General features: G+C 69.4%; 1 protein-coding gene. It reads left to right on the plus strand.

Annotated features, from left to right (window positions below; all coding sequences use genetic code 11):
* Positions 1–8,110: non-ribosomal peptide synthetase (locus F3J45_RS29380; protein WP_167070853.1), on the plus strand; the 8,110-nt coding region annotated here is incomplete at both ends.

Below are 8,110 nucleotides of genomic sequence, written 5' to 3' on the forward strand. Positions count from 1 at the left end.
AGGTCGCCCGTGGCTACCTCAACCGCGCCGAGCTCACCGCCGAACGCTTCCTCGACGACCCGTTCGCCCCAGGTGGGCGCCTGTACCGCACCGGTGACCTGGCCCGCCACCGCGCCGACGGCAACCTCGAATACCTGGGCCGCAACGACGACCAGGTAAAACTGCGCGGCCTGCGCATCGAGCTGGGCGAAATCCAGGCAGGCCTCACCGCCATCGCGGGCATCAAGGAAGCTGTGGTGATCGCCCGCGAACAACGCCTGGTTGCCTATTACACCGGCGAGCCACAAACCACGGAAACCCTGCGCACGGCACTGCTCGCGCACCTGCCGGAATTCATGGTGCCAGCGCTGTTCATCCATCTCGAAGCCTTGCCGCTAAGCCCCAACGGCAAGCTCGACCGCAAGGCCCTGCCAGAACCCGACGCCATTGAGGAGCGCCCCTACGAAGCCCCACAAGGGGAAACCGAAACCCTGCTGGCCGCACTCTGGTGCGAACTGCTGAACCTGGAACGGGTAGGGCGCCACGACAATTTCTTCGAACTGGGCGGCCACTCGCTCCTGGCCGTGACCCTCACCTCCCGCCTGCGCCAGCAAGGCCTGCATGCCGATATCCGCGTGCTGTTCGGCCAGCCAACCCTGGCTGCGCTGGCATCGGCAGTGGGCGTCGAAACCCGCGTGCAGGTGCCGGCCAACCGCATCCCGGCGGATTGCACCCGCATCACCCCAGGCATGCTGCCGCTGGCGCAGTTGTCCCAGGCCTCGCTCGATGCACTGCTGGCGCAAATCCCCGGCGGCGCAGGCAATGTCCAGGACATCTACGGCCTGGCCCCGCTGCAGCAAGGCATCCTCTACCACCACCTGGCCAGCGAAGGGGCCGACCCTTACGTGCTGCAAGCCCGTTTCGCCTTCCCCGACCCGGCCACCCTGGCCGCGTTCGCCGCAGCCCTTGACCACGTCATCGCCCGCCACGACATCCTGCGCACCAGCATCCACTGGCAGAACCTTGAAGAGCCGGTCCAGGTGGTGTCGCGCAATGTCCCACCGGCAATGCCGGCCCAAGGTGGCAGCGCGCTGGCCCGCGAAGCGCTGAACCTCGCCCAGGCCCCGTTGATCCGCCTGCTGCCCACTGAAACCAACGGCCGCCTGGAAGCGACCCTGTACATTCACCACATCATCCTCGACCATGCCGCCGTCGAGCAGCTGGTTGCGGAAATCACCGCCGTGCTGCGAGGGCAGGCGCTGGCCGACGCCAGCGTGCCGTACCGCAACTACGTGGCCCAGTCGCGCCTGGCCGGCAACCGCCAGGCCGAGCAAGCGCTGTTCCACGAACTGCTGGGCGATATCGACGCCCCCACCGAAGTGTTCGGCCTGCGCGAAGCGCACAGTGCTGGCCGCCCCGTGCTCGACAGCCGCCAGGCGCTGGATGCTGGCCTCTCGACCCAACTGCGGGTGCAGGCGCGCCAATTGGGCATCAGTGTCGCCAGCCTGGTGCACCAGGCCTGGGGCCAAGTTCTGGCGCAGTTGTCTGGCCGCGACGAGGTGGTGTTCGGCACCGTGCTGCTGGGCCGCCTGCAAGGTGGCGAAGGCGCCGAGCGGGCGCTGGGCATGTTCATCAACACCTTGCCCCTGCGCGTCAGCGTCGGCACCTTGGGCGTGGCCGAAGGCGTGCGCCTGACCCACCAACGCCTGGCCCGCTTGCTTGCCCACGAACAGGCCTCGCTGGCCGAAGCCCAGCGTTGCAGCGGCGTGCCAGCGACTCAGCCGCTGTTCACCAGCCTGCTCAACTTCCGTCACAGCGCACCGGCCAGGGCCGAGCTGCGCGAGGCCTGGCAGGGCATCGAGCAACTGGCCGCCCACGAACGCAGCCACTACCCGCTGGTGGTGAACGTCGATGACCTGGGCGACGGGCTGGTGCTGACCGTTCAGGCCGTGGCCGAAGTGGACGGCGCCCACGTGTGCCGCTTGCTGGCCACGGCTCTGGCGCAGCTGGCCCAGGCCCTGCAGCAGGCACCGGCCACGGCCTTGCAGCAGCTGAGCTGCCTGGCACCCGCCGAACGGGAGCGAGTGCTGCACGGCTTCAACGCCACCCGCCGCGACTACCCCCAGGCCCATGCCGTGCATACGCTGTTCGGTGCCTACGCGGCGCTGAGCCCGGATGCCGTGGCCGTGGTCCACGGCGAGCAGGCTTACTCCTACGCCGCGCTCGACCAACATGCCAACCGCCTGGCCCATCACCTGTTGGCCCTGGGCGTGCAGCCAGGCGAGCGTATCGCGCTGCTGCTGCCGCGCAGCTTCGACCTGCTGGCGGCGCAGCTGGCCGTCAGCAAGTGCGCGGCGGTGTATGTCCCCCTGGACAGCAATGCACCGGCCGAGCGCCTGGCGTTCATGCTTGCCGACAGCCAGGCCCGCGTGCTGCTGGCCTTGACTAGCGAGCCGCCGGCCGGCCAGGCGCTGCGCGTGGACCTCGACCGCCTCGACCTCGCCGGCTGCCCGAGCCACGCCCCAGGCCTGGCCGTGGATGGGCAAGACGCGGCGTACATCATGTACACCTCCGGTTCCACCGGCACCCCGAAAGGCGTGGAGGTGCCGCACCGGGCCATCGTGCGCTTGGTGGTCAACAACGGCTTCGCCGATTTCACCAGCCAGGACCGGGTAGCCTTTGCCTCCAACCCGGCCTTCGATGCCAGTACCCTGGAGGTGTGGGCGCCGCTGCTCAACGGCGCCAGCGTGGTGGTGATCGACCAGCAGCACGTGCTGTCGCGTGAGGCCTTGCGCGACACCTTGCTGCAGCAGCGCGTGAGTGTGCTGTGGCTGACCGCCGGCCTGTTCCATCAGTTCGCCGCAGACTTGCTGCCGGCCTTCGCCAAGCTGCGCTACCTGATGGTGGGTGGCGATGTGCTGGACCCCGCGGTGATCGCCCGCGTGCTGCGCGATGGCGCCCCGGCGCACCTGCTCAATGGCTACGGCCCGACCGAAGCCACCACCTTCAGCACCACCCACGAAATCCTCGCAGTGGGCGAGGGCAGCATCCCGATCGGCAAGCCCATCGGCAATGCCCGTTGCTACGTGCTCGATGCCCGCCAGCAACCCCTGCCGGTCGGCGCCGTTGGCGAGCTGTACATCGGCGGCGACGGCGTTGCCCTGGGCTATCTGGGCCAGCCCGCGCTGGCGGCCGAGCGCTTCCTCGATGACCCGTTCAACCCCCAACCCGGCGCGCGCATGTACCGCAGCGGCGACCTGGTCTGCTGGCAGGCCGACGGCACCTTGCGTTACCTGGGCCGGGCCGACCAACAAATCAAGCTGCGCGGCTTCCGCATCGAACTGGGTGAGATCGAGGCGGCGCTGGGTGAATGCGCAGGCGTAGGCGATGCCGCGGTGCTGCTGCGTGAAGACGCACCCGGCGACAAGCGCCTGGTCGCCTATTTCACCGCTTGCGGGCAAGCCCCGGCCATCACCGATGTGCACGCCCAGCTGCAAGGCCGGTTGCCGGACTACATGCTGCCGGCCGCCTATGTGCTGCTGCCGGCCTTGCCGCTGAACGCCAACGGCAAGCTCGACCGCCGCGCCTTGCCGCAGCCGGGCAGCGATGCGCTGCTGAGCCGCGCCTTCGAAGCGCCGCAGGGCGAAGTGGAATCCACCCTGGCGGCGATCTGGGCCGACCTGCTCAAGGTCGAGCAGGTGGGGCGCCACGACCACTTCTTCGAACTGGGGGGCCATTCGCTGCTGGCGGTCACCTTGATCGAGCGCATGCGCAAGGCCGGCCTGAGTGCCGATGTGCGAGTGCTGTTCGCCCAGCCGACCCTGGCCGCCCTGGCCGCGGCCGTGGGCAGTGGCCGTGAAGTGCAGGTGCCGGAAAACCGCGTGCCCCATGGCGCCCGGCAGATCACCCCGGCGATGCTCAGCCTGATCGACCTCGACCAGGCCACCCTCGATCGCATCGTCGCCTGCGTGCCCGGCGGCGGTGCCAACGTGCAGGAAATCTACCCGCTGGCACCGCTGCAGGAGGGCATCCTCTATCACCACCTGAGCGCTGAACAGGGCGACCCGTACCTGCTGCAGTCACGCCTGGCGTTCGACAGCCTTGCCCGGCTGCAGGCCTGGGCCGGGGCCTTGCAGCAGGTCATCGACCGCCATGACATCCTGCGCACCGCCGTGCTCAGCGAGGGCCTGGAGCAACCGGTGCAGGTGGTGTGGCGCCAGGCGCGCATGGCCGTGACGGCCGTTACCGACCTGCGCGGTGATGCGCTGATCGACGCCTTGCAGGCACGCTTCGATGCCCGCCATCAGCGCCTGGACCTCACCCAGGCACCCCTGATGCGGTTGATGTACGCCGAAGACCCGGCCAATCAGCGCGTGGTGGCGATCCTGCAGTTCCACCACCTGGCCCTGGACCACACGGCCATGGAAGTGATCGCCGGTGAAATGCAGGCGATCCTCGCAGGCCACGCTGAGCAGCTGGCAGTGCCTGCGCCGTACCGCACCTATGTTGCCCAGGCGCGCCTGGGCGCCGATGACGCCGGCCACGAAGCCTTCTTCCGCGACATGCTGGGCGACCTTGACGAGCCGACCCTGCCGTTTGGCCTGGCAGATGTGCAGGGCGATGGCCGGGCGATCGAGGAGGCACGCTTGGCGCTGGACCCCGGCGTGGCCCGCCAGCTGCGCGACCAGGCCCGGCGCCTGGGCGTCAGCGCCGCGAGCCTGGCGCACCTGGCCTGGGCGCGCGTGCTGGGGGTGCTGGCCAACCGCAGCGACGTGGTCTTCGGCACCGTGCTGATGGGCCGCCTGCAGGGCGGCGAGGGCGCCGACCGCGCACTGGGCGTGTTCATCAACACCTTGCCCCTGCGCATCGACCTGGCAGCCCCCGTGCAGCAAGCCGTGCGCGCCACCCACCAGCGGCTTTCGGCACTGCTTGGCCACGAGCATGCCTCGCTGGCCCTGGCCCAACGCTGCAGTGGCGTGGCCGCCTCGTTGCCGCTGTTCAGTGCCTTGTTCAACTACCGCCACAGCAGCGCCGGCACACCGGCTGCGCAGGATGCCAGCGTACAAGGCGTGCGCCTGCTGGGCGGCGAGGAGCGCAGCAACTACCCGCTGACCCTGAGCGTCGATGACCTGGGCGAAGGCTTCACCTTGAGTGTACTGGCCCAGCAGGGTCTGGGCGGCGAAGCGGTGGCGCAGTGGATGGCCCAGGCCCTGGCCCAGCTGTGCCAGGCGCTGGAGCAGGGCGAAGCAACGCCGGTGGAGGCCTTGTCGATTCTTGATGAGCCTGCCCGCCAGCACGTACTGGAAGCCTTCAACCTCACGCACCGCGACTACCCACAAGGGCAGACCGTGCATGCCCTGGTCGAAGCCCAGGCCGCCAGCGCACCGCAAGCGGCGGCGCTGGTGCAGGAGGGCCAGGTGCTGAGCTATGGCGAACTCAACCGCAGCGCCAACTGCCTGGCCCACCACCTGATCGCCCGCGGCGTGCAGGTTGGCGACCGGGTGGCCGTGTGCCTGGCGCGGGGCATGGAGCGCGTAGTGGCCTTGCTCGCAGTGCTCAAGGCCGGCGCTGCCTATGTGCCGGTGGACCCAGCCTACCCGGCCGAGCGCATCGCCTACCTGTTGGCCGACAGCGCGCCAGCGTTGGTGCTGGCCGATACCCGCACCCAGGCCCTGGTCGGCGACACACCGCGAGTCACCCTGGATCGCGACCCGTGGCAGGCCAGCGCGGATGGCAACCCGCAGCTGGCTGGCCTGGACGCGCGCCAGCTGGCCTACGTGATCTACACCTCCGGCTCCACCGGCCAACCGAAGGGCGTGATGGTCGAACACCACACCCTGGCCAACCTGGTGCACTGGCACTGCGCAGCGTTTGCCTTGGGCGCCGGCAGCCACACCAGCAGCGTCGCCGGTTTTGGTTTCGACGCCATGGCCTGGGAAACCTGGCCAGCGTTGTGCGCCGGGGCAGTGTTGCACCTGCCACCGGCGCACATCGCCGGCGAGCACGTCGACGAACTGCTCGATTGGTGGCTGGAGCAGCCGCTGCAGGTCAGCTTCCTGCCCACCCCGGTGGCCGAGCAGGCCCTGCGCCGCGAGCGTCAGCACCCGACCCTGCGCACGCTGCTGGTCGGTGGCGACCGCCTGCGCCAGTTCGACCGCGACCCAGGCTTTGCCTTGGTCAACAACTATGGCCCCACGGAAACCACCGTGGTCGCCACCTCCGGGCATTTGCAGCCGGCTGGCGAGCTGCACATTGGCAAGCCGATCGCCAACACCCGCGTCTACGTGCTCGACCCGCACCGCCAGCCGTTGCCGGTGGGCGCGGTCGGTGAACTGTACATTGGTGGGGCCGGTGTCGCCCGGGGTTACCTGAACCGCCCTGAACTGACTGCAGAGCGCTTCCTCGACGACCCGTTCAACGCCGGCGGGCGCATGTACCGCAGTGGCGACCTGGTGCGCTGGAATGCCGACGGCACCCTCGACTACCTGGGCCGCAACGATGACCAGGTGAAAATCCGTGGCGTGCGCGTCGAGCTGGGTGAGATCGAAGCCGTGCTGGCCGCCCAGCCAGGGGTGGCCGATGCGGTGGTGCTGGTGCGCGGCGAACGCCTGCTGGCCTGGTTCACCGAAGCGGCCCCGGTGGCGGCCGAACACCTGCGCGAAGCCCTGCAAGCCAGCCTGCCGGCGCACCTGGTGCCGCTGGCGTTCACCCGCCTGGCGGCGTTACCGCTGACCAGCCATGGCAAGTTGGACCGCAAGGCCTTGCCGGACCCGGACCCTGCGCTGCTCAGCGGCCACGCCTACGCCGCGCCGCAAGGGGCCGTGGAAATGGCCCTGGCACAGGTTTGGGCGCAGATGCTGGGCGTGGCGCGGGTAGGGCGTCACGACAACTTCTTCGAGCTGGGCGGCCACTCGCTGCTGGCGGTAAACCTGACGGCGCGCTTGCGCCGCGAGGGCCTGCAGGTCGATGTGCGTACGCTGTTCGGCCAACCGACCATTGCTGCCCTGGCCGCGACCTTGGGCCAGGCGCGTACGGTCGAGGTGCCGGCCAACCTGATCCCCGACGGTTGCCAGCACATCACCCCAGCCATGTTGCCGCTGGTGGCGCTGGAGCAGGGCGCCATCGACCGCATCGTCGCCCAGGTGCCGGGCGGCGCCGCCAACGTGCAAGACATCTACCCCCTGGCACCACTGCAGGAGGGCATTCTCTACCACCACGTGAGCGCTGCCGGGCATGACCCGTATGTGCTGCAGTCGCGCTTGAGCTTCGCCAGCCGCGACCACCTGGCCCAGTTCGCCGCCGCCCTGGACCAGGTCATCGCCCGCCACGACGTGCTGCGCACCGCCGTGCTCTGGCAAGGCCTGCCACAACCGGTGCAAGTGGTCTGGCGCCAAGCCCCCCTGTCGCTGATCCCTGTAGGAGCGGGCTCGCCCCGCGAAGGCCATATCGCTGATTTCAACCTGAACCAAGCCCCCCTGATCCGCCTCGTGCATGACGACACCGCAGGCCCCCTCGAAGCCACCCTGCAGTTCCACCACATCGTCCTCGACCACACCGCCATGGAGGTGGTGGCCGAGGAGCTGATCGGTTACCTGCAAGGCAACGCCGAGCCCGTCCACGCCCCAGTGCCTTACCGCAACTATGTGGCCCAGGCGCGACTGGGCATCAGCCAGGCCGAACACGAGGCGTTCTTCCGCACTCAGTTGGCCGATATCGACGAGCCAACCCTGCCGTACGGCTTGAGCGACGTACAGGGCGATGGCCGGGATATCGAAGAGGCCCAACTGTGGCTGCACCACGACTTGGCCCTGCGCCTGCGCCAGCAAGGCCGGCAACTGGGCATCAGCGTCGCCAGCCTGTTCCACCTGGCCTGGGCGCGGCTGCTGAGTGCGGCCAGCGGCCAGGACCGGGTGGTGTTCGGCACCGTGCTGCTGGGCCGCTTGCAGGGCGGCGAAGGCGCCGAGCGGGCGCTGGGCATGTTCATCAACACCCTGCCGCTGCGCATCGACCTGGCGGGCGTCAGCCTGCGCGACGCTGCCCATGCCACCCACCAGCGCCTGAGCGCGCTGCTGGCCCATGAGCACGCCTCGCTGGCCCTGGCCCAGCGCTGCAGCGGCGTGGCGGCGCCATT

Source organism: Pantoea sp. Ap-967 (assembly GCF_011752565.1).
GTDB lineage: Bacteria > Pseudomonadota > Gammaproteobacteria > Pseudomonadales > Pseudomonadaceae > Aquipseudomonas.